This is a genomic window from Thiomonas sp. (genome assembly GCF_054608695.1).
Window position 1 is genome coordinate 1 of record NZ_JBTRXV010000061.1, and the last position, 25,714, is coordinate 25,714.

22 protein-coding genes and 1 tRNA gene are annotated in these 25,714 nt (G+C 61.4%); 14 read left to right on the plus strand and 9 right to left on the minus strand.

Going from position 1 to position 25,714, the window contains the following annotated elements:
• Positions 1-285: hypothetical protein (locus tag ACYCUK_RS16715; RefSeq protein ID WP_461595814.1), on the plus strand; the 285-nt coding region annotated here is incomplete at its 5' end.
• 109 nt (positions 286-394) lie between these two features.
• Here ACYCUK_RS16715 and ACYCUK_RS16720 read toward each other — a convergent pair.
• A complete protein-coding gene (locus tag ACYCUK_RS16720) occupies positions 395-751 on the minus strand; it encodes a hypothetical protein (RefSeq protein WP_461595815.1) in 357 nt (118 codons plus the stop codon).
• Positions 752-1,167: 416 nt separating this feature from the next.
• Here ACYCUK_RS16720 and kdpF point away from each other — a divergent pair, with 416 nt between their 5' ends.
• The 6 genes from kdpF (at position 1,168) to kdpE (ending at position 9,326) form a co-directional block, all read left to right on the plus strand.
• Positions 1,168-1,257, plus strand: a complete 90-nt coding sequence (kdpF, locus tag ACYCUK_RS16725) for a K(+)-transporting ATPase subunit F (RefSeq protein WP_461595816.1) — start codon at positions 1,168-1,170, stop codon at positions 1,255-1,257.
• Complete coding sequence (gene kdpA / locus ACYCUK_RS16730; RefSeq protein ID WP_461595817.1) at positions 1,257-3,056, plus strand: potassium-transporting ATPase subunit KdpA; 1,800 nt, start codon at positions 1,257-1,259, stop codon at positions 3,054-3,056. Before kdpF ends, kdpA begins: the two co-directional genes overlap by 1 nt.
• 20 nt (positions 3,057-3,076) lie before the next feature.
• Positions 3,077-5,143 carry a potassium-transporting ATPase subunit KdpB gene (gene kdpB, locus ACYCUK_RS16735; RefSeq protein ID WP_461595831.1) on the plus strand — a complete coding sequence of 689 codons (2,067 nt, stop codon included), beginning with the start codon at positions 3,077-3,079 and terminating at the stop codon, positions 5,141-5,143.
• Positions 5,144-5,156: 13 nt separating this feature from the next.
• Positions 5,157-5,744 (plus strand): potassium-transporting ATPase subunit KdpC, encoded by a 588-nt coding sequence (kdpC, locus tag ACYCUK_RS16740; RefSeq protein WP_461595832.1) that lies wholly within the window; start codon positions 5,157-5,159, stop codon positions 5,742-5,744.
• A 191-nt stretch (positions 5,745-5,935) separates the two neighbouring features.
• Complete coding sequence (kdpD, locus tag ACYCUK_RS16745; protein WP_461595818.1) at positions 5,936-8,656, plus strand: two-component system sensor histidine kinase KdpD; 2,721 nt, start codon at positions 5,936-5,938, stop codon at positions 8,654-8,656.
• Positions 8,643-9,326 carry a two-component system response regulator KdpE gene (kdpE, locus tag ACYCUK_RS16750; RefSeq protein ID WP_461595819.1) on the plus strand — a complete coding sequence of 228 codons (684 nt, stop codon included), beginning with the start codon at positions 8,643-8,645 and terminating at the stop codon, positions 9,324-9,326. Before kdpD ends, kdpE begins: the two co-directional genes overlap by 14 nt.
• 251 nt (positions 9,327-9,577) lie before the next feature.
• Here the strand turns inward: kdpE and ACYCUK_RS16755 are convergent, their stop codons facing one another.
• The 7 genes from ACYCUK_RS16755 to ACYCUK_RS16785 form a co-directional block, all read right to left on the minus strand.
• The gene (locus tag ACYCUK_RS16755) at positions 9,578-9,805 is read right to left on the minus strand and encodes a hypothetical protein (RefSeq protein WP_461595820.1); all 228 of its coding nucleotides are present in this window, start codon (positions 9,803-9,805) and stop codon (positions 9,578-9,580) included.
• A 107-nt stretch (positions 9,806-9,912) separates the two neighbouring features.
• Positions 9,913-10,233, minus strand: coding sequence for a hypothetical protein (locus ACYCUK_RS16760; protein ID WP_461595821.1), 321 nt, complete (start codon positions 10,231-10,233; stop codon positions 9,913-9,915).
• 75 nt (positions 10,234-10,308) lie between these two features.
• Positions 10,309-10,593, minus strand: a complete 285-nt coding sequence (locus tag ACYCUK_RS16765; RefSeq protein ID WP_288118220.1) for a HigA family addiction module antitoxin — start codon at positions 10,591-10,593, stop codon at positions 10,309-10,311.
• 18 nt (positions 10,594-10,611) lie between these two features.
• Positions 10,612-10,890, minus strand: a complete 279-nt coding sequence (locus tag ACYCUK_RS16770; protein ID WP_461595822.1) for a type II toxin-antitoxin system RelE/ParE family toxin — start codon at positions 10,888-10,890, stop codon at positions 10,612-10,614.
• On the minus strand, positions 10,887-12,140 hold the full coding sequence (locus ACYCUK_RS16775; RefSeq protein WP_461595823.1) for a tyrosine-type recombinase/integrase: 1,254 nt from the start codon (positions 12,138-12,140) through the stop codon (positions 10,887-10,889). Before ACYCUK_RS16775 ends, ACYCUK_RS16770 begins: the two co-directional genes overlap by 4 nt.
• Positions 12,141-12,330: 190 nt before the next feature.
• Positions 12,331-12,407: transfer RNA gene (locus tag ACYCUK_RS16780), tRNA-Asp, on the minus strand.
• A 367-nt stretch (positions 12,408-12,774) separates the two neighbouring features.
• Positions 12,775-16,464, minus strand: coding sequence for an EAL domain-containing protein (locus tag ACYCUK_RS16785; protein ID WP_461595824.1), 3,690 nt, complete (start codon positions 16,462-16,464; stop codon positions 12,775-12,777).
• Positions 16,465-16,589: 125 nt separating this feature from the next.
• Between ACYCUK_RS16785 and ACYCUK_RS16790 the strand changes: the two genes are divergently transcribed.
• From ACYCUK_RS16790 to ACYCUK_RS16820, 7 genes are all read left to right on the plus strand, one after another.
• Complete coding sequence (locus tag ACYCUK_RS16790) at positions 16,590-17,045, plus strand: DMT family transporter (protein ID WP_461595825.1); 456 nt, start codon at positions 16,590-16,592, stop codon at positions 17,043-17,045.
• Between the two features lie 175 nt (positions 17,046-17,220).
• Positions 17,221-17,547 carry a hypothetical protein gene (locus ACYCUK_RS16795; protein ID WP_461595826.1) on the plus strand — a complete coding sequence of 109 codons (327 nt, stop codon included), beginning with the start codon at positions 17,221-17,223 and terminating at the stop codon, positions 17,545-17,547.
• A 334-nt stretch (positions 17,548-17,881) separates the two neighbouring features.
• The gene (locus ACYCUK_RS16800) at positions 17,882-18,769 is read left to right on the plus strand and encodes a LysR family transcriptional regulator (RefSeq protein WP_461595833.1); all 888 of its coding nucleotides are present in this window, start codon (positions 17,882-17,884) and stop codon (positions 18,767-18,769) included.
• Positions 18,770-18,970: 201 nt separating this feature from the next.
• The gene (locus ACYCUK_RS16805) at positions 18,971-20,188 is read left to right on the plus strand and encodes a CaiB/BaiF CoA transferase family protein (RefSeq protein ID WP_461595834.1); all 1,218 of its coding nucleotides are present in this window, start codon (positions 18,971-18,973) and stop codon (positions 20,186-20,188) included.
• A 189-nt stretch (positions 20,189-20,377) separates the two neighbouring features.
• The gene (locus ACYCUK_RS16810; protein ID WP_461595827.1) at positions 20,378-21,322 is read left to right on the plus strand and encodes a hydroxymethylglutaryl-CoA lyase; all 945 of its coding nucleotides are present in this window, start codon (positions 20,378-20,380) and stop codon (positions 21,320-21,322) included.
• 33 nt (positions 21,323-21,355) lie between these two features.
• Positions 21,356-22,246 (plus strand): isocitrate lyase/PEP mutase family protein, encoded by an 891-nt coding sequence (locus ACYCUK_RS16815; RefSeq protein ID WP_461595828.1) that lies wholly within the window; start codon positions 21,356-21,358, stop codon positions 22,244-22,246.
• 388 nt (positions 22,247-22,634) lie between these two features.
• Entirely contained in the window at positions 22,635-24,086 is a 1,452-nt protein-coding gene (locus ACYCUK_RS16820) for an MFS transporter (RefSeq protein WP_461595829.1), read from the plus strand.
• A 175-nt stretch (positions 24,087-24,261) separates the two neighbouring features.
• Here ACYCUK_RS16820 and ACYCUK_RS16825 read toward each other — a convergent pair whose 3' ends face one another.
• Positions 24,262-25,440: an AI-2E family transporter gene (locus ACYCUK_RS16825; RefSeq protein WP_461595830.1), complete on the minus strand. Its 1,179-nt coding sequence runs from the start codon at positions 25,438-25,440 to the stop codon at positions 24,262-24,264.
• Positions 25,441-25,714 lie beyond the last annotated feature (274 nt).

The window sequence follows — 25,714 nt, forward strand, 5'->3', positions numbered from 1 at the left end:
GAAGTGCGTGTGGTGGCGGTGATGCGCGGTGACCCCAATCAACCGGAATCGATCCAAATCGAGGGGCGCCAGGATGGGAAGTTCCTGAACGGGCTGCCCAAGTCAGGCACGAAATATCAAACTTTCGCCGGGGTCCTGGTGAAGGTCGAGCCCCAGCAGCGCGTCGAGGACGGGACCAAGACGGTGAAGATCAGCGCCGAGGCCTATGCGCGGCTGCGCCGGCTGCGTCAAGGTCAAGAGACTGTGAGCCAGTGCATGGAACGCATGATCTACGAGGCGTCGTGATCTGCACCTTCGCGGAGAGCTGGGTGAAGGCGATGCGGTCGTTGCCCTTCCCAGCAACGCGGCGCCTGTTCTCGACGCCAAACGTTGCGGGGGGGGCTTGCCCGCGCAGCTAGGCTTTTTCCACGCGCACCGATCCGTCGTCCTGAACCAACCAGCGAAGCTTTTCTCCGCGCTGCAGCTTCATGCCGCAAGCGACCGATTTCGGCATGACCCAGCGCGGCGTCCCGATCTCGATGACGCCACCGGGCTGATCGGCCAAGTAGGCCACGAACGCCACCGCCGCCAACGACAGGGCCACGGCCAGCCCTGCAGCCAGATAAACACCTGTCATGAAATCCATTGTTTTCTCCTGATTGAGGCGCTGCATCGCCGACAAGGCGATGGCGATGTGTACACGCCCCCGATGATGCAGAGGAATTGTTCGTCCGGCAAGACTGACCGTCGAAGACAACCACGGCAGACGCATGGCCGCATCGGTGTCTCAGGCGTGCTTGATCGCGGCCCAAATTCAGAATCCGGAAGGGAGTCGGGTGATCTTGCTCCACGACCACGGCAAACTGCCGGACGTTCTCAAAACTCACCAGTTGGCGCACAAATTGAACACCATCAATCGAGCAAGTGAAACGAGAACGCCAAGCCCTTGATTTGCAGCCCAGCGCATTCTCGATTCAATCGTTCTCGGAAACGGTGGTTTACACCGTATTGACACGCGCGGGTGATCTTTTTACACCAAATTTACACCCCGGCAACTAGCCTTCAGTCAATGCATTTTCCGACGGAGATGGATCATGGATTTGTTCTGGTTGGGTTTGGCCGCGGTTTGCTATCTGGCAGTGGTGTGGCTCGCACGCGGTTGCGAGAGACTGCAAGCGAGCAAATGACATGAACGCACTCTATGTGTTGGGCGGTGTCGTCACCCTGCTGCTGTTTGTCTATCTCGGCTATGCGCTGATCCGCGCGGAGGACTTCTGATGACGCTCCAATTCTGGGCCCTGCTCGTCGCCCTGCTCGTCGGCCTGGGGCTTGCCATCAAGCCGCTTGGACTCTATATGGCGGCGGTTGCCGAAGGGCGCATGCCGCGCGTCCTGCTGGGCTTTGAAGCGCGGCTGTTCCGGCTTGCCGGCGTCGATGCCTCGCAGGAAATGGCTTGGGGATCCTATACCCGGGCCCTCCTGCTGTTCAATTTTCTGGGGGTGCTGGCGGTGTACACGCTGCAGCGCCTGCAGGGATGGCTGCCACTCAACCCGCAGCACTTCGGCGCTGTCGGCCCAGACTCCGCTTTCAATACGGCGATCAGCTTTGTCACCAACACCAACTGGCAGGGCTATGCCGGCGAAAGCACGATGGGCAACCTGGTGCAGATGGCAGGGCTGGCGGTGCAGAACTTCCTCTCCGCCGCGACCGGCATCGCGGTGGCGTTCGCGCTGATTCGCGGCTTCGCCCGCCGCTCCACGGCCACGATCGGCAATTTCTGGGTCGACGTCAGCCGCATCACGAGCTACGTGCTGCTACCCATTTCCTTCGTCATCGCACTGGTGATGGTCAGTCAGGGCGTGCCGCAGACTTTCCAGCCCGACCAGGTTGTAAGCCTGCGCGCGCCGGTCAGCTACATGGTTCCAAAGACCGACGCCCAAGGCAATCCGGTGAAGGACGCCCAAGGTGCGCCGGTGATGGTGGCGTCGCAGGCGGCGACGCAAACCCTGCCGATGGGGCCGGTGGCGTCGCAGGAGGCGATCAAGATGTTGGGGACCAATGGCGGCGGCTTCTACAACGCCAACTCCGCGCACCCTTACGAGAACCCCAACGCGCTGACCAATTACCTGCAGATCTTCGCGCTCCTGCTGGTCTCGGCCGCGCTCACTTACACCTTCGGCCGCATGGTCGGCGACACGCGGCAGGGCTGGGCGCTGCTGGCTGCCATGGCGCTGATGTTCGTCGTGGCCGTCGGCGCGGAGGCCCATTTCGAGCAACAAGGCAATCCCCTGCTGACCGGTCAGCATGTCACGCAGCAAGCTACTGCGGCACAAGCCGGCGGCAATATGGAAGGCAAGGAAACCCGCTTCGGAATTGCCGGAAGCGCGGTATTCACGGTTGCGGCAACGGGCACCTCGACGGGCGCGGTGAACTCCATGTTCGACTCCAACACTCCGCTGGGCGGCCTGGTGCCCATGGTGCTGATGCAGTTGGGTGAAGTGGCGCCAGGCGGCATCGGGACGGGCCTTTACGGCATGTTGATGGTGGCCTTGATGGCGGTGTTTGTTGGCGGCCTGATGATCGGCCGGACTCCGGAGTATCTCGGCAAGAAGATTGAATCGTTCGAGATGAAGATGGTGGCCATCGGCCTTCTCGTCTCGCCCATCCTGGTGTTGGTGGGAACGGCGATTGCTGCAGTCGTTCCGGCAGGCCTGGCGGGGCTCGCCAACCCTGGAGCCCATGGCTTTTCGGAGATGTTGTATGCCTATACCTCAGCTTCCAACAACAACGGCAGCGCATTTGCCGGCTTGTCGGCCAACACCCCTTTCTACAACCTGACACTCGGCCTGGCCATGTGGTTCGGGCGCTTCGTCTCGATCGTGGCGGCCATGGCCATTGCTGGCTCGCTGGCCTCCAAGAAGCGCTTGGCCGTCACAAGCGGCACCATGCCGACCCACGGCCCCCTGTTCGTCAGCTTGCTGATCGGCACCGTGGTGCTGGTGGCAGCACTGACCTTCCTGCCGGCCCTGGCCTTGGGGCCGATTGTCGAACACCTGATCTTGTGGGGTGCGCATTGAGCGCCCCACGCGGAGGACTTATGACACGCCGCACACTCCCACTTTTGGACCGAGCCCTGCTTGGGCCGGCCATGGCCGACACGTTCCGCAAACTCGACCCGCGCACCCAGTTTCGCAACCCGGTGATGTTCGTGGTCTACATCGGCAGTCTGCTGACCACCGGTTTGTGGATTCAGGCACTTGGCGGACATGGCGAGGCGGGGGCTGGCTTCATCGGGGCCATCACGCTATGGTTGTGGATTACGGTCTTGTTTGCCAACTTCGCCGAAGCGCTGGCGGAAGGTCGCAGCAAAGCCCAGGCAGCCAGTCTGCGCAGCGCCAAGGGCTCTGCTTGGGCCAAGAAGCTGCATGAACCCCATTACGGATCGGCATGGCACACGGTCCCGGCGGATGAGCTGCGCAAGGGCGATGTCGTCGTGGTGCAGGCCAAAGATGTGATTCCCTGCGATGGCGAGGTGATCGAAGGCGCGGCCACGGTCGACGAGAGCGCCATCACCGGCGAGTCGGCTCCGGTGATCCGCGAATCGGGGGGCGATTTCTCTTCGGTGACCGGGGGAACGACCGTGCTGTCGGACTGGATCGTCGTGCGTTGCACTGCGGACCCCGGCGAAACCTTCCTGGACCGCATGATTGCACTGGTCGAAGGTGCCAAGCGCCGTAAGACGCCCAATGAGATTGCGTTGACCATTCTGTTGGTTGCCCTCACCGTCATCCTGCTGATGGCAACTGTCACGCTGCTGCCCTACTCCATTTACGCCGTCAAGGCGAACGGTGCTGGGCATCCCGTCACGATCACGGTGCTGGTCGCGCTGCTCGTCTGCCTGATCCCCACCACCATTGGTGCGCTGCTTTCGGCCATCGGCATCGCGGGTATGAGTCGCATGCTCGGTGCGAATGTCGTTGCAACGTCCGGGAGAGCAGTGGAGGCTGCGGGAGACATTGATGTTCTGCTGCTGGATAAAACGGGCACCATCACCCTGGGCAACCGGCAAGCCAGCGCCTTCATTCCAGTCGCTGGCGTCGACGAGCGCGAGCTGGCCGACGCCGCGCAACTTGCATCGCTTGCCGATGAAACTCCCGAGGGGCGCAGCATCGTGGTCCTGGCCAAACAGCGTTTCAACTTGCGCGAGCGCAATCTCAAAGACCTCAATGCCGTGTTCATCCCGTTTTCCGCACAGACCCGCATGAGTGGCGTGAACCTCGGGCAACGGCCGATCCGCAAAGGTGCCGCCGATGAGCTCGGGCGCTATGTCAAAGACGGCGGCGGGCTGCTTCCAGACGATCTGCAGGGCATCGTCGATGATGTTGCCCGCCGCGGCAGCACACCACTCGTCGTCGTTGACAGCGTCCGGGTACTTGGGGTGGTTGAGCTTAAGGATGTCGTCAAGGACGGGATCAAGGAGCGTTTCTCCCAGTTGCGGCGCATGGGTATCCAAACCGTGATGATCACCGGCGACAACCGTCTGACCGCGGCGGCCATTGCCGCCGAGGCCGGGGTTGACGAGTACCAGGCCGAGGCGACGCCTGAGACCAAGCTGGCGCTGATTCGTAAGTACCAGGCCGAGGGCCGTCTGGTTGCAATGACCGGTGACGGCACCAATGATGCCCCAGCGCTTGCCCAGGCTGATGTCGCGGTGGCGATGAACAGCGGTACGCAGGCCGCGCGCGAGGCCGGCAATATGGTCGACCTGGACTCCAACCCGACCAAGCTGATCGAGGTGGTGGAAATCGGCAAGCAGATGCTGATGACGCGCGGCGCACTGACCACCTTCAGCATCGCCAACGACGTCGCGAAGTATTTCGCCATCATCCCGGCGATGTTCATGACCACCTATCCGCAGTTGGCCGCGCTCAATGTGATGCATCTGGCGACGCCCGATTCGGCAATCCTGTCAGCGGTGATTTTCAATGCCATCATCATCGTCTTCCTCATCCCGCTGGCGCTCAAGGGTGTGAAGTTCAGGGCGCTGTCCGCTGCGGTGCTGCTACGCAAGAACCTGCTCATCTATGGCCTGGGAGGAATCGTCTTGCCCTTCTTTGGCATCAAGGCGATCGACCTCGTGTTGAACGCAATGCACTTGGTTTGAATTGGAGACCGCGATGTTCCGTACTTTTCGTCCTGCGATGACCCTGTTTCTCGCCTTCACGGTTTTGACCGGTCTGATCTATCCGCTCGTCGTCACCGGGCTGGCGCAAGTCGCCTTTCCCTGGCGGGCCAATGGCTCGGTAATCGCCGTTGCGGGCAAACCGGTCGGATCGATTTTGATCGGGCAGGCATTTTCAGCGCCGCAGTATTTCTGGAGCCGGCCGTCGGCCACCTCGCCGCAGCCGTATAACGGACTGGCATCCGGAGGCTCCAACCTTGGGCCAACCAATCCTGCTGAGTTGCAAGCGGTCCAACAAAACATTGCCGCGCTGCATGCCGCCGACCCCGGCAACACCGCGCCGATTCCCGTGGATCTAGTGACGGCTTCCGGCTCCGGGCTCGACCCCGACATCAGCCTGGCCGCCGCCGAGTATCAACGCGACCGCGTGGCGCGGGCCCGCCACCTGACCCCGCAACAGGTGCAGGCGCTGATTAACCGCATCGCGCGCAAGCCCTGGCTCGGCGTGTTCGGCGAGCCCCGGGTCAATGTGCTGGCGCTGAACCTGGCCCTCGACAAGCTTGACGTGACACACGTCGACTGAATCGGACCACACCTCCCCGCCTGACGCTGCCGACCGCGCAGTGGCGCGATAGGGCTCATCACGGCTAGGTTGGCCAGACGATCTGCCGATGTCCTCCATTTTCCGATGACGTTTTGTGTGCCGAAGGCCGCACTGGTTTCCCAGCCCGAACCACATGGGCTCAATCATTGACCGATGAATATCCATTTGCTATGACTGAAGAGGATCGGCCAGACCCCGACGCACTGCTGCAACAGGTGGAGCAGGACGAGTTGCGGGAGAAGAGGGGCAAGCTCAAGATTTTCTTCGGCGCTTCCCCCGGCGTCGGCAAGACCTATGCGATGCTGGCCGCAGCGCACCGCCTGCGCGAGCAGGCGGTGGACGTGGTCTGCGGCATTGTTGAGACCCATGGACGCGAAGAGACCGCCAAACTCCTGACAGGGCTCGAATGTCTGCCGCAGTCCCAGATCAGCAACGGTGAGCGAACCATTCTCGAGTTCGACCTCGAGGCGGCCCTGCAGCGGCGGCCCGGCATTCTCCTGGTCGACGAACTTGCCCACAGCAATGCTCCTGGCAGCCGGCATCCGAAGCGCTGGCAGGACGTCGAGGAACTGCTGGCGGCTGGGATCAATGTGTACACCACGCTCAACGTCCAGCACCTGGACAGCGTGAGTCACATCGTCGCCAGCATCACCGAGGTGCAGATCCGCGAGACCGTGCCCGACCGCTTGTTCGACATGGCCGACGACGTGGTTCTGGTCGACCTGCCGGCGGACGAACTGCTGCAGCGACTGAAAGAGGGCAAAGTCTATGTGCCGGCGCAGGCGGCGCGCGCGATCCGCAATTTCTTTCGCAAAGGCAATCTGCTGGCGCTGCGCCAACTCGCCTTGCGCCTGACCGCCGAGCGCGTCGACAGCCAGATGCGCAGTTACCGCAGTGCCGAGGTCGGCGGCGCCGTCTGGGGTGCCTCGGAGGCATTGCTGGTGTGCGTCGGCCCCGACAATGGGACGATACTGGTACGCGCCGCGGCGCGCCTGGCTGAGGCGCTGCACGCCCACTGGCACGCGGTCTATGTCGAGACGCCGGCGCTGGCCAGGCTTGCCGAAAACAGGCGTGCCGGCATCTTGAAGGTCTTGCAGTTCGCTCGCGACCTCGGAGCCCACACTGCGGTGTTGTCCGGTCCGGAGCCCGCCGCCGCAGTGCATGAATACGCGCGCACGCACAACCTTAACCGCGTCCTGCTCGGACGCCGTCAGCCTCGCCCCTGGTGGCGGGACATCAGGCACGTCTCGCTGGCCCGTGCTCTCGATCGCATCGCGCCCGACCTCGATCTCATCCTGATCGCGCCGGATGCGCAGGGCGAATCCACACGATCGCATGGCGGGGTATCGGCGGCCGAGCGTCCACCGGTGGCGTGGCGCCATTACCTATGGACGCTTGCAATATGTGCCGCCATCACGGGGCTGGCGAGCCCCTTGCGGAATTATTTCGATCTGTCCAACATCGTCATGCTCTTCCTGCTCGGCGTGGTGGTTGTCGCGCTGCGGCTTGGGAGAGGCCCGGCAGTGCTGGCGGCGGTGGTCAATGTTCTGGCATTCGATTTCTTCTACGTCCCGCCTCGCTTTTCCTTCGCCGTCAGCGATGTGCAATACCTCTTCACCTTCAGCGTCATGCTCGGCGTCGGTTTGGTGATTGGGCATCTCACGGCGAATCTTCGCTACCAGGTGAAGGTGGCCACCCAGCGGGAGCGCCGCACCCACGATCTGTACTCGCTCTCCCGCGACCTCTCTGGCGCGCTGACCGTCGAGCAGGTGGTGGAAATCGGCCTGCTGTATTGCAAAAACAGCTTTCGCGCGGGCGCCGTGCTGCTGCTGCTATCGCCAGATGAAAAGCTCTACCCAGCCGAAGACGGCGCCAATGGCGTTGCGCAGTACGACATCGACGTCGCGCGCTGGTGCCTCGACCACGGCGAAGCCGCCGGCATCGGCACCGACACCTTGCCCGCGCTGCCTTTGCTGTATCTGCCGCTGAAGGCGCCGATGCGCACGCGTGGCGTGCTGGTGCTTGCACTGGAGAATCCGCGCCTCGTATTGATTCCCGAGCAACGTCGATTGCTCGACACCTTCACGACGCAGATCGCAATCGCACTCGAGCGCCAGCATTTTGTCGCCGTGGCGCAGGACACGCTGCTAGCGATGGAGGCTGAGCGTTTGCGCAATTCGGTCTTGTCGGCGCTTTCGCATGATTTGCGCACACCGCTGACGACACTGATCGGTGCCTCGGACCTGCTCAAGCTGCAATTCGGCAAAGAGTCCGCCGAGTTGAGCAAACAGTTGGCAGCGATTGCGCAGCAGGCGCGGCGCATTGCCAAAATGGTCGACGACATGCTCGAGATGGCGCGCCTCCAATCGGGCAAGATCAAGCTACGCAAGGACTGGCAATCGATCGAGGAGTTGGTCGGCAGCGCGCTACACGCCGTCGATCAGGAACAACTCGCCCAACATCCGCTCGACATCGATCTGCCCGCCGACCTGCCCCTGGTTCAGGCCGACGCCGAGTTGCTCGAACGCGTGTTCATCAACCTGCTCGACAACGCGCTGAAATACACCGTGCCAGGCACCCGTTTGGGAATGAGTGCTCGCGTTGCCACCAAAGCGGTGCAGATTTCGGTTTGGGATGCTGGCCCCGGTCTGCCCCCAGGACGCGAGGCGATGCTTTTCGATAAATTCGCGCGGGGTCATGCCGAGTCAACGATCCCGGGAGTCGGTCTCGGCCTGGCAATCTGCCGTTCTATCGTCGAAGCCCACGGGGGCTCAATTCGCGCGGACAATAGACCGCAAGGCGGAGCGGTCTTCACATTCACCTTGCCGCTGCAGCCAGCGCCCCAGGTCGAGCCCGAAGTCGACGACGATAACCATCATGGAAAACCGTAGCAATGTCCTGATGGTGGAAGACGAGGCCGACATCCGCCGTCTCGTTCGCACCGCACTGGAAGCTGAGGGCCATCGCGTCTTCGAGGCATCGACGTGCGAACGCGGTTTGATTGAGGCCGGCACGCGCAAGCCCGATTTGGTCATTCTCGACCTCGGCCTTCCCGATGGCGACGGCATGGATTTTCTGCGCGCATTCCGCGCCTGGAGCAAGGTTGCGGTGATCGTGCTGTCGGCACGCAGCGATGAACTCGTCAAGGTTGCCGCGCTCGACCTCGGCGCCGACGACTACCTGAGCAAGCCGTTCGGGGTTGCCGAACTCCTGGCACGCGTGCGTGTCGCATTGCGCCGGCACGGCGCGGTGGATACAGGGAGTGTGATCCAGTTCGGCACGGTCACCATCGACATGAACAAACGCATCGTCAGCAAGGATGGTGAAGCGGTGCATCTCACGGCAATGGAGTTCCGTCTGTTGTGCACCATGGTGCGCAATCCCGGAGTCGTCCTCACTCACCGGCAATTGCTGCGCGATGTTTGGGGGCCAAGCGCCGTCGAAAACGGTCACTATGTGCGCGTATATATGGGGCGACTGCGCCACAGGTTGGAAGAGGACCCCGCTCAACCCCGACATTTCCTGACGGAGACAGGAGTCGGGTATCGGTTCCTGCCCTGATGCAATAGAGGCTGTTTCAAGTGCGAAGCGCAACATGTCGGGAGTGCGGAAACCAGACAAATTGCGCCAAACTGTCTAATCGAACAGATTCTGACCCACGCCGGACCGTGATTCCGACCAGCATACCGGCCTTTTCACCGCTTTGGTAGCGAGCAAACAGGGCGGCCGAGTGGGGAGAAGTCGTCGGCCATGTCGGCTCAGACCCGCTGCTTGCCACCACCAAGCTGAAACGCCAGTATGAGCGCCCTGCCCTAGCGCTCGCGCTTCTTGGCCAGGAGCCACGCCGCCACATCTTCCGGGACGTAGCGATGAAATTTGCCATTCATGATCGAGGGTGGCAAGGTTTCAGGGTGCTTGTGCCGCCGCTGGCGCATGCCGCTGGGCTTGATGCCGAGTATCAAAGCAACGTCCTTGTCGGTCAACAGGCATTTGATCCCCAGCTTGAGCAGGCGGTCGATGGGGTCTTCAGGTTTTGACATTCCACACTCCGTCCCGGCGGTGTACCGGGCTGGACGGACGTGCGGATGGCTTCATCTGGGCACGGCCGTCCGCGTTGATCTGTGCCTGGGGTTGCCCAGGCGCGGTGTCAATCGCGGACGGTGGTGCGAGGTGGCGGGGTTGATGGTTCCGGCTTGCGACTCGGCGGCCCGGCATCTGCTGCAAGCGGGTCGGCTGGGCGATCCGTCTTCTTGATCAACGCTGGGCGTATCGAGAGCGCGAAGGCTGTCATCAAGAGCCAGATTGCGGCAAAGACATAGACCAAATGGAGCAACGCCATGACCCCGCCGAGTGCGTGCGGGGAATGTCCGGTCAATGCCCACAGCCCGAACAGTCCGGCGGCAAGCAGTGGCCACAGGTGCATGAGCGTCCTGAAGTCAAGGCGCGGATTGTGCTGGTTCGGGAGCATGACTGTATTTTTACGCAGCACTGGTCGTTACGCCAGTGTTTCAGTGGCTATGTGTGCGTCGCTGTGGTTTTGCCGTCACGCCGCAAGCTTTTGCAGTATCGGCCGATCCTTGGCCCGTTGCTGGGCTTGCCACAAATCATGTTGCGTCTGCAGGCGCAGCCAGTAGCCGGGCGATGTGCCCAGCGCCTGCGACAAGCGCACGTCCATGTCGGCAGTGATCGCGGCATGCCCATGCAGTATGCGCGAGAGCATGACGCGCGAGACGCCGAGGTGGCGGGCGGCGGCAGTCACGGTGAGTTCCAGGTCTTGCAGCCAGCCCGAAAGAATTTCTCCGGGATGGGCGGGATCGTGCATATCCATGGCGGTGTCTTCGACCTCTCAGTGATAGTCCAGGTAATCCAGCAGTTCCACCCCTTCTGCGGTGAAGCGAAACACCAACCGCCAGTTGGCTTGTACGGTCATGGCGTGAAACCCCTGACGGTCGCCGCTCAGTGCATGCAGCCGCCAACTCGGGCGGGCCAGGTCTTGCGGGCCTGCGGCGACGTTCAACGCTGTGAGCATGTCGCGCAGCCGCTCGGCGTGCATGGCCTGAATCCCCTTGCGGCTTCCCGTTTCGAAGAAGACCTGCACCCCTTTGTGGCGGAAGGACTGGATCACGGTGTTAAGTCAGAGTTTACAGCAAGAAGGTGGCGCGGTTGCATCGGCGTCTTCAGCACATGGCCTTTGCGCAGCGCAGCGAGTTGATCGCCCCAGTGCTGCATGAGACGGCTGCGCTCGAGCAGATACTCGGCGCGGTTGTAGGCCGCGCGCACGCGGTTCTCGGGTTCGTGGGCGAGTTGTTTCTCGATGACGTCATGGCGCCAGCCCTGCTCGTTCAGGATCGTGGAGGCCACGGCTCTGAAGCCGTGGCCGGTCATCTTGCTGCGGTAGCCCATGCGGTACAGGGCAAAGAGCAAGGTGTTGTTGCTCATGGGCACGCGGGTGTTGCGGCCGGGCCAGACGTAGAGGCTGTTGCGGCAGGCGCGCTGTTGTTCCTGCAGCAGGGCCAGCGCCTGGGTGGACAGGGGGACGAGGAAGTCACGCTTCATTTTCATGCGCGGCGCGGCGATGAGCCACTGGGCTTTGTCGAGGTCGATTTCGTCCCAGGTGGCTTCGATGAGTTCCTTGGTGCGCACAAAGGTCAGGGCCAGGAACTGCAGCGCGCGCTGGGTCTGGGCTTCGCCGCCCTGGGCGGTGTAGTGGTCGATGGTGTGCAGCAGCGTGGGGAGTTCGTCGGGCTGGATGGCGGGCTGGTGCTTTTGCACGTGTGGGGTCAAGGCGCCGCGCAGGCCGGCGGTGGGGTCGATGGTGCAGCGACCGCAGGCGATGGCGTAGCGAAAGACCTGGGAGGCGACTTGCATGACGCGGTGGGCCAGATCGTGGGCGCCGCGGGCTTCCATCTTGCGCAGGGTGTCGAGGACTTGCACGGGGGTGATGCGGTCGATGGGCAGGGGGCCGAGATCGGGGAAGAGGTTGGCCCTGAGACGCCGTTCGACGTCCCGGGTGTGGGAGTCCACCCAGAGGATCTTCTGGCGCTCGGACCATTCGAGGGCCTGCTGCTGGAAGCTGTTGGTGGCGTCGATTTGGGCTTGCTGCCGGCGGGCTTTGCGCTCGGCGCTGGGGTCGATGCCTTGGAGGAGTTGGCGCTTGGCATCGTCGCGTTGCTGCCGGGCCTCTTTGAGGCTGACCAGGGGATAGGCGCCCAGCGAGATGCGGTTCTCGCGGCCGTTGTAGCGGTACTTGAGCCGCCAGCCTTTGCTGCCGCCCGCGGTGATGTCGAGGTAGAGGCCGCCGCTGTCATACAGGCGGGTGGTCTTGCCGGAGGCCGGTTTGGCGGCACGCACGGCGGAGTCGGTGAGTTGGGGCATGGGAGTGGGGAGAACTGGGGATAAGTTCATCCTATGTCTCCCCAGCGCTCTCCCACAAGCGGGCTGATGCAGACGCGCCCAATCTCACGGCAGGTGACGGAAATTCGCGCTTGACCTTGTGCAACGTGTTGATTTATAAAAGAAAAAAGCCACCGGCAAGGGTGGCTTCGATGAACTAACTTTGAATTTTTGGCGGAGTGGACGGGACTCGAACCCGCGACCCCCGGCGTGACAGGCCGGTATTCTAACCAACTGAACTACCACTCCAACTGACTTGAACTGACAACGGCTTGACAGCTAGCCGTCTTGCGGGCATTCGCATAAAACTCCGCGTCAACAGCCTTGTATTCTTGTGAAGGCAATCTGAAATTATGCCAAAGGACCAACCTCGCGTCAAGGCCAAAGTCATAACAATGCTTCCCGCGCCTGGACGGATTGATGGACTTGGTCAGAGTCATGTCTTCATGCAATGCGACCACGGCCACTTGGGCTCTTAGCGCGGATGCGTGGGCAAGCGAACGCACCATGCGAATTTCTTCGGCACCTGACACACTCCTTCTCCTATCCCTGGCATCTGCTGACGCTGAAAGCTTGCACTTGTCGCGCTGTTCATCAGCGGAACAGTCGCTGATCACTAGGCTTGTTGGTCTGCCTCAGTCGCATTGCATCCCAGCAGGACATCCCAGAACGCCTGACGCACACGCTGGCTGGCAGCCTCGAGGGCTGCGGGCTCCACCATGCCGGGTTCGGTCATGCCATGTCGTGCCAGGTCATGAAACGCCGCATGACTGCTCAATAGCGCAGCGAAGGGGCTGCCGCCCTGGTACCGCTCAGCTTGCCTGGTGCACCAAGTTCCGAGCAGGCAGAGTTCATGCGCATTGGGCTGCAGGTAAAAATCGCGGTCCTGATCACTGATCGTCTGCTGCACCAGGTTACGGATCCCGATGCTGTGGGTCACGATGGCTTGAATGGCCGCGTCATCCACTTGCAGCCCGCCTTCTATCTGGACAATCCAGGGCAAGGCTTCTCGCCATTGGCCCAGCCACGCATGGAGCTGTTGCGCTGACATGGGTCGTGCAATGACATAGCCCTGCAAGTGCAGGCATCCCATGACGCACAGGGCCAGGGCCTGGCGTGAAGATTCCACACCTTCCGCGACCACATTCAAGCCCATCATCTGGGCGGTACGCAACATGCCATAGGTGATGCTCAGATCAGCATCACTACTGAACAGATCTCGGGTGAAGCGACGATCAATCTTGACGGTTGACACGTCGAGAAGTTGCAAGTGTGTGAGACTTGCACTGCCCGTGCCGAAGTCGTCCAGGCTGACGCAAACACCCAGGGATCGACACGCCTTGACGACGTCTCGGGCCTGTTGCCCATTGAGCTGTGAGCCGTGTTCGGTCAACTCCAATTCGATCAGGTCGCGGATGCCGGCCGGTACTGCACTCAGGGCTTGCTTGACATCCTCAAGAAATCCACGATCCAGGAAATGCCGAGGGCTGATATTGATGCAAACCTGCAGACGTTGCCCCTCGGCTCGCCATTGCAGGGCCCGGGAGACGGCCTCGTGCAGGACGTAGCGACCGATGTGTACGGCCAATTGCGGATCATCCAAAACCTCTTCGAATGCTCCCGCGGCATGCAAGGTTCCCAGCTCGTCACGCAACCGCAGCAAAGCCTCGGCCTTGCGCACGCTGGCCACCAGCAGGCCCTTGGCATCTGTTGTGAAGGACAGGATCGGCTGGTAATGCAGTTCCAGCCGATGTTCGCGCAAGGCACGGCCCACCCATTGCAGCAAGGACTCATGCCGCGCCACTTGTGCCTCCATCGCCTCGCCAAAGATACGGTACTGGCGCCGCCCACCGGCTTTGGCGGCATACATGGCCATGTCCGCCTGGCGCAAAAGGGTTGGACCATCGATGGCGCCATCCAATTGCACGGCAAAGCCCAAGGACAGGCTGATGCTCTCGGTATGGCCGTTGAGTTGCATGGGGGGTTCCACGGCGTCCAGCAAACGCTGGGCGATGTCCCCCAGATGGTCAAGGCTCGGGCAGTCGGGCAAGATCAGGCCGAACTCATCGCCACCCAAACGAGCCAGCAGATCGGTATCACGCAAGACCTGGCCCAGCCTGCGACTGACCTCGATCAACAGTTCATCCCCCACCTGGTGGCCAAGCCGATCATTGATGTTCTTGAAATAATCCAGATCCAGAATGCCGACGACGAGCTGCTGACTTGATGCGAGCGCGTACAGGCATTGCGCGAGGCGGGTGTCAAACGCGCGGCGGTTGGCCAAGCCGGTCAGAGGATCCTGGTTGATGAGCTTTCTGATCTGGGCTTCCTGGGTTTTGAGCGAGGTGATGTCCTGCAAGCTCCACAAGGCCCCGTGCGGTTGGCCTTGGTCGTGCAGTGGCACGTAGCTGCCAAGAAGCACCCGGCCATTGCGAAGCCGAATCTCATCCTCGACGGCCTGGTTGTGAAACATCTGGGCCTTGACCCTTTGGGTGGTCTGCTCGGGGTTGACGTGCAACTCGGCGATCTGCGCCCAGATCTCGCGCCAAGGACGGCCGACGAAGGTCTGCGGATCGACATCCAGGTTGTACAGGCCGATGAACGCCGCGCTGCAGTATTGCACCCGCCCTTCGGCGTTGAACACAATCACGCCAGCAGGAAGGTTGCTGAAGATCTGGTGGTAGCGGGCATTGGCCGCGGACTCTGCGTGGCGCGCCCGTTCAAGCGCTTGCGTGGCCAGCAAAGACTGTAAGGCCAGTGCCACTTCCTGCACCATTTGCCGCAAGGTGTCCACCACATGCGCGTCGGTGAAGAAACCCGGGTGTGTTCCGTAGAACAACACCGCATGGTCGATCTGCCCCGTGCCCATGGGCAGAGGCAAGGCCAAGATGTCCTGGATGCCATAGGCCCGTGCGCGATCGCGCCAGGGGTGAAATGCCGGCGTGTCGATGCCAAAAAAGACGGGTTGCCGGCTGCTGACGCAATGGGCGAAAGGGCCTTGCCCGGTCTGTGGGTCATCGAGCGCAATCTCGATGTCATCGAGATAAGCCGCATGCCCTGCCGAGGCGAGAACACTCACGCGGCGCGGCGCATTGACGGCGGCACGACCCACCCAGACCAGGGCACAACCCAGCCGCTCGGTGGCCAGCGCACACAATCCCTGCAAGATGGCATGCGCATCCGGGGCGCGCATCGTCATCACCAAAGTCTGTCCCAGCAAACCGAGTGCGGTGCTCTGACGCGATTCGGCCTGGTAAGCCGAGCGCAACTGTTCGTTCTTGCGCTGTGTGTCCAGGAACCACTGCCGTTGCAGGCGCAGGCTCAAACCCATGATGAGGGTCAGCATCGCGATGCCGATGGCAGTCCCGATGAGGGGCGCCAGGGTCAAGTGCCACCAGTTCTGCCAGACCAGGGGTTTGGGTGCGAAGACAAAGGCATACAGAGGAAAATGGGTCAAACGCTGAAACGCCCCGAGGTATTCGGTCTTGGCAAGCCCGATATTGATCAGTCCGTCGACATCGCCCTGCAGGGCTTCCGGATGTTTGAGCAGGTCTTGCTGCAAGGCGCCGTTGCGCGGCTGCAGCAAGAAGTTGTCGAGGTTGCCTTGCGCCCCAGGTGGCCCAGCGTTCAGCCCGGGTATCGGCCAGGCGCCGAATAAATAGCCCCCTTGCCCCAGCACACCGATCACCTCGCCAGCCGCACGCTGGCGGGGCGTCAACAGGGCGTGATAGAGCTGTACCTGCCGGCCCATGTCGATCCCGCCAATCAGATAGAACAGGGAGCCGTTCTGGGTCGGTTCAGCCAGAACGAAATGAAGCACCAGGCGGTGAACCAAGGGGCTGACGATGGGATGAAACAACTGCAGGGCGCGGGGATGAGCGCGCGCTTGATCCAGGAAACCGCGCAGCGCGGGGTTGGCATTCAGGTTGGGTTTGACCGCACCGGTGGCAAGCGCTGTGCTGGCGACGATTTGGCCGTCGGCGCCAACCACGTTCAGCACGGCGATCCCGCGATCGGACTGCGCGAACTGGATCAGCCGTCGGCGCACCAAGCCTGGATCCAGTTCGTGCCCGTCTTGAAGCTGCGAGGCGAGTAAGCCCAGGTTCCTGGCATATTGATCGAATTGGATCTGGACCGCTTGATGGGTCAACTGCGTCAGGGCATGGAGTTGATCGCGCGTCTGATGCAACTGTTCGCGCCAAGTGCTGGCCAGGTACCAGCCCATGCCTGCGAGCAGCAGGCCCAGAACGCAGGCATAGAGTCCAAGGGTCAAGCGGCGGAATCGGTGTTCGGAGGCAGCCGGCATGGGCAGGGCTAGGTCTGGTGGAGTATGTAGAGTTTGAACTTAACTGATTGGCCAGTGCGACTCACCAATAGCTCCATCACCCCAGATCGCTGGACGCCGGCGGCGAAGCCGCGATAAGCTGGCGCATGCCGCAATTCGCCGCCCTCGTTGGAATCAGCCTGCTCGCCGTTGTCGCCGGACTCAGCTTCGTCATGCAGCAGGCGGTCAATGCAGATCTGCGGGCAAGCCTGCACTCCGCCGCATGGGCAGGATTCGTGAGCTATCTCGGTGGAACGATCTGCATGCTCGTCCTTGCCCTGGTTTTGCGTGACCAGGCGCCCCAGGCCAGCGCCATGGCCCGCAGCCACTGGTGGGCATGGAGCGGCGGGCTGTTCGGGGCCATCTATATCGGCATTTCCATCGTGCTCGTGCCCCGAATCGGTACGGCGGCGTTCGTGGCGCTGCTCGTCGCTGGCCAGATGCTCTCCTCCCTGATCTTCGACCACTACGGCCTGTTCGGCGTACCACGGCACCCGGTCGATCTGGTGCGGCTTTCAGGCGCCTTCTTGCTGGTGATTGGCGTGGTGCTGGTGCGCTACTGAGGCGTGCCCCGAGGCGGCGCGCGGCACTCAAGATGCCGATCGAGGCGTGGCCGATGCGTGGATTCATCGTGGCGGCCCGGATGCACAAGTCAGCGGCACGCTATGGTATGGGTCGCCCCCAACCTGAAGCGACCCCTGCATGCACTCCGCCGTCAAGACCGAACCTCCCTCAGACATGTCGACGACCACCCATCTCACGGATGGTGCCGTGGCGGCGCTGGGCCACTGGATCCAGGGCAAAGCCTTGCCCCATGCCGGACGCGACTTGAAGCCAGTGCGTTTGTTGCTGGGCCAACGTCTCGTGGTGGAATTGTCGTTCCACGGACGCCACCAAGTTCTGGCCGACGGCATCACCGGAGTGCTGTATGACGCCCGCACGGGGCACTGCCTGTCGAGCTCAAGGCTGGTTCTGGATGTAGGCGCCCTGGCCGAGGTGAGCAAACCCCAAGCACAGGCCTGGTTGCTTCAGCGCCTGGCCGCCAACAAAGCCAAGAAGAGATAGCGCTGCGGTGGTAGGCCTCACCTTGAAGCGGGTGGCCCATGAGGCTGGTGAGCAGCCCGATGTCCCAACCGGGCACTCTTGCTGTGCGGTCTGGATGCGTTCACACCTGACGCGCGCTACTTTGCCAATCTGGCAACCCTCAAGCAGGCCGCATTCCATCAATCCCCCTGTGGGTCACGAATTGCCCATTGCATCATTCGGCTCGTCGCATGCACCACTGGCCGCCGCATGCAACTCTGCCCTGCCTGCAACCCGCCAGTAGTCGCATGAATCGGGGAATGCTGTTCAGATCTACGGAGCCACTTCTCAACATCATGAAGAGAAAGACAGAATGATGCGACTCGATCCAACTTCTCTGAGATTATTCGTCAGTGTCGTTGAGGAGGGCACGATCGCTGCCGCAGCCGAGCTTGAGCATCTCGCGGCGTCCGCAGTCAGCAAACGACTCAGTGAACTGGAGGAGACACTCAACACCCAGTTACTGACGCGCAGCAACAAAGGCATCGAACCGACGGCAGCGGGCATTGCGTTGTTGAATCTGGCGCGGGGCGTTCTCCATCATCTCGATGAGATTTACTCGCAGATGCGGGAGTACTCAAGCGGCATTCGGGGCCATATCCGAGTGTTTGCCAATATCTCGGCGATCACCCAACTCCTTCCAGAAAAACTGAAATCCTTCTTGGCCGTTTACCCTCTCGTGCAAATCCATCTGGAAGAAAAAATCAGTACGGTGATCACCAAGGCTGTCGCCGAGAATGCAGCCGATATAGGCATTTTCACCATGGGGCATCATGGTCAGAATCTTGAAATCTTCCCTTACCATAACGACGAACTCGTACTGATTACGCCACGACATCACATCCTCGCGCAGAAACAATCGGCCTGTCTCGCCGAAACACTCGATTTTGATTATGTCGGCCTCCATACCGGCAGCGCCATCAATCATCAACTGATCAAGGCAGCAACTGAACTTGAACGAAGCTTGAAGCTGCGCATTCAGGTCACCAGCTATGACGCACTCTGCCTGATGGTCGATGCTGGGCTGGGTATCGGAATCATTCCAAGCAATAGCGCGCAGCCCTATTTGAAATCTTTAGCCATCAAAGCCATTCCTTTGAATGAGCCGTGGGCGAAGCGCGAACTGGCGATTTGCGTTCGCTCCTACGACGCGCTTTCGGTTGCCGCAAGAATTCTGGTTGACCATCTCAGAAAACCACCCTGAACCCTATGCCCCAAGCCTGCCATCGTATTTCGTGATGGCAGGCTCGCGTAATAGCGTTTTACCCCGCTTGAAGCCGCATCCATACTTCGGATGACACGGTGTCGCACCTGCCAAAACCAGCGAGCACCGGCCATTCCGCATAGGAGGATCAATGGTTCATTCAAGCAGTCCGGGCGCCATGAAGCTGAGCGATGCTTCTCGATGAGCTCGAAAACATCGAACAGCGACGGGAAGTCGCCCCTTGCTGGAATGAAGGTGATCGAACTGGGGACGCTCATCGCCGGACCCTACGCCGCGAGTCTTCTAGCCCAGTTCGGCGCCGAAGTGATCAAGATCGAGCCGCCCGGTGATGGCGATCCGCTGCGCAAATGGCGCAAGCTCCACAACGGCACATCCTTGTGGTGGTACACGCAGAGCCGCAACAAAAAATCGATCACGCTCAACCTCAAATCGGAGAAGGGCCAGCAGATCGTCCGCGACCTCGTTCGGGATGCGGACATCGTGATCGAGAACTTCCGCCCCGGGTCGCTCGAAGCATGGGGTTTGGGCTGGGAGCAGCTGTCGCAGATCAATCCAGACCTGGTCATGGTGCGCGTCTCGGGCTACGGCCAGACAGGCCCCTATCGGGATAGACCGGGATTCGCGGCCATCGCGGAATCCCTGGGCGGGCTGCGCCATTTGGCGGGCTACCCGGACCGCCCACCCGTACGCATGGGCGTGAGCATTGGTGACACGCTCGCTTCACTGTACGGGGTGATCGGCGCGCTGCTGGCGATGCATCACCTCAAGGTGAATGGAGGCAAGGGGCAATACATCGATGTTGCACTGTATGAGGCCGTCTTCGGCGTGATGGAGAGCCTCGTTCCGGAGTTCTCGGTTTCCGGTTATGTCCGCGCATGCACGGGGGCCAGCTTGCCGGGGATATCTCCCTCGAACACCTACCTGTGCAAGGATGGCCAGTACGTCGTCATCGCCGGCAATGGGGACAGCATTTTCAAGCGAATGATGCAGGCCATCGGCCGCAACGACCTGGCCGGCGACCCCAAACTTGCGCGCAATGATGGCCGTGTCGAGCAGAACGACATGCTTGACGAAGCGATTTCCAGGTGGACGACTTCTCACGACCTGGACGATGTGCTCAAAACGCTCGATGCGGCAGCGGTTCCGTGCAGCAAGATTTATACGGCGGCCGACATCCATGCGGACCCCCATTACCGGGCGCGCGACATGATTGGGCGGTTCTCCCTGCCGGATGGGCAAGCGATCGACCTGCCCGGCATCGTGCCGAAGTTGAGCGAGACGCCGGGGCGGACGAAATGGCTCGGCCCCGCGCTTGGCGCCCATACCGCGGAGGTGCTGGCATCGATTGGCATCGACAGCAGCGCCGTCGACGAACTCAGGGCGCAGGGCGTCGTTTAGGCGGCCATCGCCAGCCTATTGAGATTTCCAGAATTGGCGACAGACTCAAAGCGGCGCACAAAGCTCCCCCTCCCAGCCTCCCCCACAAGGTGGGGGAGGAGACGGTCCCCTCCCCATGCATGGGGAGGGTTGGGGTGGGGAGAGGTTCGGACTGTCACGGATTTGGCAAACATCAATAGGAGCACAAACATGCTGTTCTCGAAATCGCCCATGCGGGTTTCGATCCAAGATGTCGCCGTGCGTGACGGCTTCCAGAGCGAGTCGGTATTTGTGCCGACCGAAGACAAGATCCGACTGATTGACCGGCTTTCCCGGACCGGCCTGGCCAAGATCGAGGTGACCTCTTTCGTCTCGCCCAAGGCGATACCCAACCTGCGGGACGCCGAGCAAGTCATGCGTGGAATCACCAGGGCGGCCGATGTGGCCTATGTCTGCCTGGTCCCGAACGAACGCGGCTGCGAGCGGGCACTGGCCTGTGGGGTGGATGAAATCAACCTGGTCATGTCCATCGGAGAGCGCCACAACTTGGCGAACATGCGCATGAGCTGTGAACAATCGCTGGAACAGTTCCGCCGTGTCATGGCCATGGTCAGGGGGACCGAGGTGCGCGTGAACGGCACCATCGCCACAGCCTTCGGTTGCCCGTTCGACGGCGACCAGGCGCCAAGCAAGATCTTGTGGGCTGCCACGCACGACCTCGACATGGGCATGCACAGCGTGACGCTCGCCGACACGACTGGCATGGCCGCGCCAAGACAGGTCGGAGAACTGGTACAGATTTTCCTGCGGACGTTCCCGGAAGTTCCGCTAACCCTGCATTTTCACAACACGCGCGGCATGGGACTGGCGAATGTGATCGCCGCCATCGAGGCTGGCGCCCGCAGCTTCGACGCCTCGCTGGGCGGAATCGGCGGCTGCCCCTTTGCGCCCGGTGCCACGGGCAACATCTGCACCGAGGATCTGGTGCACATGCTGGAGTCGTGCGGCATTTCCACGGGCGTCGATCTGGATCGGCTGCTCGCGATCGCGAAAGATCTGCCGCACTTCCTCGGTCACGACGTTCCGGGGCAGGTCCTCAAGGCCGGGAAAAGAACGGATCTGCATCCGCACCACACACCACTCCAGCTTGCTTGAAGCGAACGCATTCAACTCAAAAAGGTTTGTCTCATGAAAAAAACGACCCAACTCAAGCACCTCCTTCGGGCCAAGCAACTGCTCGTTGCACCCGGCGCCTATGACGCGCTGAGCGCCAAGATCATCGCGCGCTGTGGGTTCGACGCCGTGTATATGACGGGCTACGGCGCCTCGGCCAGCGTGCTGGGTGCGCCCGACGTGGGTTTGCTCACGATGAGCGAGATGCTGAAGCGGGCGGGCGATATCGCCGAGGCTGTGAACATCCCCGTGCTGGCCGACGGCGACACCGGTTTTGGCAATTCCATCAACGTGAAGCGCACGGTCAGGGAATACGAAAAAGCGGGCGTCTGCGGCATCCAGCTCGAAGACCAGGTTTCCCCCAAGAAGTGTGGCCACATGCTGGGGCGCGAGGTCATCCCGATGGAGGACATGGTGCAGAAGATCAAGGCGGCCGTCGACACGCGCCAGGACGATGATTTCGTCATCGTTGCACGCACGGACGCTCGGACCAGCCATGGCCTGGAAGAAGCGCTGCGGCGGGGACGAGCGTACGAGCAGGCCGGCGCCGACGTGATCTTCATTGAGTCTCCCGAGAACGTGGACGAACTCAGGCGGATCAATGAGGCGTTTCCCAACACGCCGACGCTCGCCAACATGATCGAGGGTGGCCGGACCCCCCTGCTGCGCGCCGATGAACTCGAGGGATTGGGTTTCGGGATCGCCATCTACCCTCTCGGCCCACTGTACGCCGCAGCGAAAGCGGTCGAGTCGTACTTGAAGGAACTCCGGACGGCCAAGAGCACGGCGAACAAGGTCCGGGACATGATCACCTTTGCCGAGTTCAACACGCTCATCGGTCTGGCCGAATACGACCAACTCGAAGATCTGTACAAGACGAAGCGCTGCATCCCAACGCCTGGATGACGAAGTGCTTGAAACTCCGCACAACGCATCATGACAGTGAGGGTGAAATGCGTGGCAGCGCGCTGTGAACGCACCTTTGTCCCTGTCAAAAACGGGTTCCGGCACGGACGTCTGTGCTGGCCAAGGCTGGTCGCATGCTTTTCCAGCAATTCCCGGTCAAGGCGTATGGCATGAACCAAACCTTGATGGAGGCATGCGCCATGTTGTCGTCGATCCACCACCGGAGACTCCGAGCGAGGCCGTTGCGGCCTGCCTTGCTCTGCGTTGTTCAAGCTTGCTCGCGGGAGATGCAAGCTGCCTCGTAGGCCGCCAACCGGTTCAGCCAGAGCGCTTCACTGAAGGTGCTCTCTGAATTTTGAAACAACCCAAAGACATCAGGAGACAAGACATGGCTTCAATACCCGTAACTCCAGCATCGTCGCCACAGGACTTGGCTTCAAGACCTGTCGCTGCGGCGCTTTCGCCCCAGAGTCCAACCATCGCCGCGCGCATCGACCGCCTGCCGCCTTCCAGAACCGTGCGCAACATGGTGGCCTTGTTGTCGCTGGGCGGCTCATTCGAGTTCTACGACCTGTTCCTCACCGCCTACATCGCCCCCGGCCTGTTCAAGAGCGGGGTGTTCACCGCCACCACCAAGGGCCTGTTCGGCATGGAGGGCATTGCCAGCTTCGTCGCCGCGCTGTTCGGCGGTTTGTGGGTGGGCACCCTGTTCGTGAGCTGGCTGTCGGACCGGTATGGGCGGCGCGCGATCTATACCTGGTCGCTGCTGTGGTACTGCGCGGGCACGCTCATCATGGCGTTTCAGCACACGGCGATGAGCATCGACATCTGGCGTTTCATCGCCTCCATCGGCATTGGCGTGGAGCTGGTGAACATCGACAGTTACGTGTCGGAACTGGCGCCGCGCGCGCAACGCGGACAATATTTCGCGTTCAACCAGGTCTTTGCCTTTGCGGCGGTTCCGGTGGTGGCGTTCCTCGGGTGGATGCTGGTTCCGCAGCAAATCATGGGGCTGGACGGCTGGCGCTGGGTGGCGATCATTGGCGCGATTGGCGCGGTGTTCGTCTGGTTCATCCGGCTGCGCCTGCCCGAATCTCCCCGCTGGCTGGCGCAGCACGGCCGGCACGAGGAGGCCGATCGCATCATGCGCACCATTGAGGGCAAGGTGCAGGCCGAGACGGGGCGGCCGCTGCCCCAACCGGTCGTGGTGGCGGGAGAGGACGAAACGGTGCGCGGCGCATGGATGGAAATGTGGCACGACGCCTACCGTCGCCGCACCACCATGCTCATCCTGTTCAATATCTTGCAGACCGTTGGTTTTTACGGCTTTGCGGTCTGGGCACCGACCTACCTGATTTCAAAGGGGCTGGATGTCACCAAATCGCTGGAGTACACCTTCATCATCGCGATGGCCAATCCCGTGGGGCCACTGATCGGTTTGGTGTTTGCGGACCGATTTGAGCGCAAGTGGCAGATCGGCATCGCTGCCCTGGTGGTCGCCGGTGCCGGCTTGCTGTTCGCCAATTCTGTGGCTGCGCTGCCGATTGTGCTGTTTGGCATCCTGGTCACGCTGGCCAACAACTGGATGAGCTTTGCGTTTCATGCTTACCAGTCCGAGCTTTACCCGACGCGCATCCGGGCGCGAGCTGTGGGCTTCGTGTATTCGTTCAGCCGTATCAGCGCGGTGTTCAGCGGATTTTTGATCGCTTGGCTGTTGGGGCACTATGGAGCCATGGGGGTGTTCAGTTTCATCGCCGCAGCCATGGTGGGGGTTTTCCTCGTCGTTGCCACGATGGGCCCGAAAGTGACGAAGCGCCGGCTTGAGGATATTGCACGCTAGCCATGCTGCGTCATGTATTAAGGCCGCGCGGTGCCCAGACTCTGCCGATCTCTGGGCACTGCGCAGCGGCGTCGGACGCGCCAGCGCATACCCTTGGCCGCCCGTAGCGTCCTATGTGAAGTCTGAAAATCGAGCTTGGCACGGCCCGATCATCAGGTCGGCAGCGCCAAGCCGCTCAAGATCCGAGAAATTCACCAATCGGCTTCAAGCCATCCAAACGATCACAAACTGCCTTGACGATCATCAGAATCGGCACACCAAGCAGTAAACCCCAGGCCCCCCAGAGCCACCCCCAGGCGAGCAATCCGACAAAGACGGCCACCGGGCTGAGTTGGCTGCTGCGACTGGTCAGCCAAGGCGTCAGCAAATTGCCAACCAGCGTATGGATCCCCAGGGAAACCCCGCCGATGACCAGGGCCATGTCGAGAGAGCCAAACTGCAAAAAAGCGACCAGTCCCGATGTGGATGCCGTGATCAGTGAGCCGACATAAGGCACCAGGTTCAAGACACCCGCCACAATGCCCCAGACTGCGGCGTTTTGTAGACCCAGCGCCATCAGCGCCAGCCCGGTGAGCACGGCCACCAGCGCACTCGTGAAAATCTGCACTTGCAGATAGCGCTGGATCTGATCGGTAATTTCATGGAGAGCTTGCAGCGTGATTTTCTTGCTGCTCAAACTCGGTCCGGCCAGCTTGATCAGCTTGCGTCGGAAGCTATCGCCAGAAATGATCAGGAAGTAGGTCAGGAACAGCACGGCTGCGGTCTGACCAAGCAGGGTCAACAAGCCGATCGTGCTCGACCACAAATAGTCTTTGACATTGAAACTCGAAGGCTCAACGACCACGCGCATGGCTTCATGGCTGTTGCGAACCTCCCTCCGATTCCCGGCCGCCTTTTCAATTTGGGTTGCGGCTTTCTGCACCGTCTCCAGTGCTGTGTCGTGATTTCCATTGCTGGGCTTGATCTCCATCTTGAACTTTTGGACGGCAGCCGGTAAGGCGACAACCAGCCTCGTCGCCTGGTTACTCAGCAAGTACGCGGCAACGCCTACTGCGCTGCAAATCGTCAACAGGATCAAGGCGGCACCGAGCCAGCGAGGTATGCGTCGGTGTTCCAGCCAGTTCACCGCCGGCGAAAGTGCGTAGCTCAGCATCAGACTCGTCATGAGCGGTATGAAAACGGCCTTGGCCCAGCTCAGTACGAAGATGCTTGCCAACGAGGCCAGAAGCACCAGCGACATGCTGCGAATGTTGACCGGAACATGCATCAGCAACGGCGTCGGCTCGCTCGCACTGCGCTCTTGCACCGCATGCGGCAGGGGTAATGTCGGGCTGTTGTCGTCGTCTTCGCGCATGATGTGCTTTCACCAAAAGTTCTCGAGAACATCGCCGACGAAGCGCGATGGAATGCATCCAAGTGCCTGCTTCAGAACTCTGCAGGCAAGATCCGAACCCATGAAGTGGCTTGCCCGGGTCGCGCGGCAGGTCCTATTCCAGAATCGCGCTGCCCTGATGCGGTGATCTCTTTCAGGATTGCTGGCCTGGCGCACGGTCTGCTCACACCCCAGTGCAGTTCCTTGGGTTCCTTGTATTGCCCCGGGAGCCGTCCTAGCATGCAAACTCCACTTC

Bases quoted from the DNA above. Each gene is read 5' to 3' on its own strand.
- ACYCUK_RS16790 (WP_461595825.1), top strand. From the start codon at position 16,590: ATGCCGCAATTCGCCGCCCTCGTTGGAATCAGCCTGCTCGCCGTTGTC.
- kdpA (WP_461595817.1), top strand. From the start codon at position 1,257: ATGACGCTCCAATTCTGGGCCCTGCTCGTCGCCCTGCTCGTCGGCCTG.
- kdpC (WP_461595832.1), top strand. From the start codon at position 5,157: ATGTTCCGTACTTTTCGTCCTGCGATGACCCTGTTTCTCGCCTTCACG.
- kdpF (WP_461595816.1), top strand. From the start codon at position 1,168: ATGAACGCACTCTATGTGTTGGGCGGTGTCGTCACCCTGCTGCTGTTT.
- ACYCUK_RS16800 (WP_461595833.1), top strand. From the start codon at position 17,882: ATGCGACTCGATCCAACTTCTCTGAGATTATTCGTCAGTGTCGTTGAG.
- ACYCUK_RS16765 (WP_288118220.1), bottom strand. From the start codon at position 10,593: ATGGATATGCACGATCCCGCCCATCCCGGAGAAATTCTTTCGGGCTGG.
- ACYCUK_RS16795 (WP_461595826.1), top strand. From the start codon at position 17,221: ATGTCGACGACCACCCATCTCACGGATGGTGCCGTGGCGGCGCTGGGC.
- ACYCUK_RS16785 (WP_461595824.1), bottom strand. From the start codon at position 16,464: ATGCCGGCTGCCTCCGAACACCGATTCCGCCGCTTGACCCTTGGACTC.
- ACYCUK_RS16720 (WP_461595815.1), bottom strand. From the start codon at position 751: ATGCGTCTGCCGTGGTTGTCTTCGACGGTCAGTCTTGCCGGACGAACA.
- ACYCUK_RS16760 (WP_461595821.1), bottom strand. From the start codon at position 10,233: ATGCTCCCGAACCAGCACAATCCGCGCCTTGACTTCAGGACGCTCATG.
- kdpE (WP_461595819.1), top strand. From the start codon at position 8,643: ATGGAAAACCGTAGCAATGTCCTGATGGTGGAAGACGAGGCCGACATC.
- ACYCUK_RS16775 (WP_461595823.1), bottom strand. From the start codon at position 12,140: ATGCCCCAACTCACCGACTCCGCCGTGCGTGCCGCCAAACCGGCCTCC.
- ACYCUK_RS16805 (WP_461595834.1), top strand. From the start codon at position 18,971: ATGAGCTCGAAAACATCGAACAGCGACGGGAAGTCGCCCCTTGCTGGA.
- ACYCUK_RS16825 (WP_461595830.1), bottom strand. From the start codon at position 25,440: ATGCGCGAAGACGACGACAACAGCCCGACATTACCCCTGCCGCATGCG.
- ACYCUK_RS16810 (WP_461595827.1), top strand. From the start codon at position 20,378: ATGCTGTTCTCGAAATCGCCCATGCGGGTTTCGATCCAAGATGTCGCC.
- kdpB (WP_461595831.1), top strand. From the start codon at position 3,077: ATGACACGCCGCACACTCCCACTTTTGGACCGAGCCCTGCTTGGGCCG.
- ACYCUK_RS16755 (WP_461595820.1), bottom strand. From the start codon at position 9,805: ATGTCAAAACCTGAAGACCCCATCGACCGCCTGCTCAAGCTGGGGATC.
- ACYCUK_RS16820 (WP_461595829.1), top strand. From the start codon at position 22,635: ATGGCTTCAATACCCGTAACTCCAGCATCGTCGCCACAGGACTTGGCT.
- kdpD (WP_461595818.1), top strand. From the start codon at position 5,936: ATGACTGAAGAGGATCGGCCAGACCCCGACGCACTGCTGCAACAGGTG.
- ACYCUK_RS16815 (WP_461595828.1), top strand. From the start codon at position 21,356: ATGAAAAAAACGACCCAACTCAAGCACCTCCTTCGGGCCAAGCAACTG.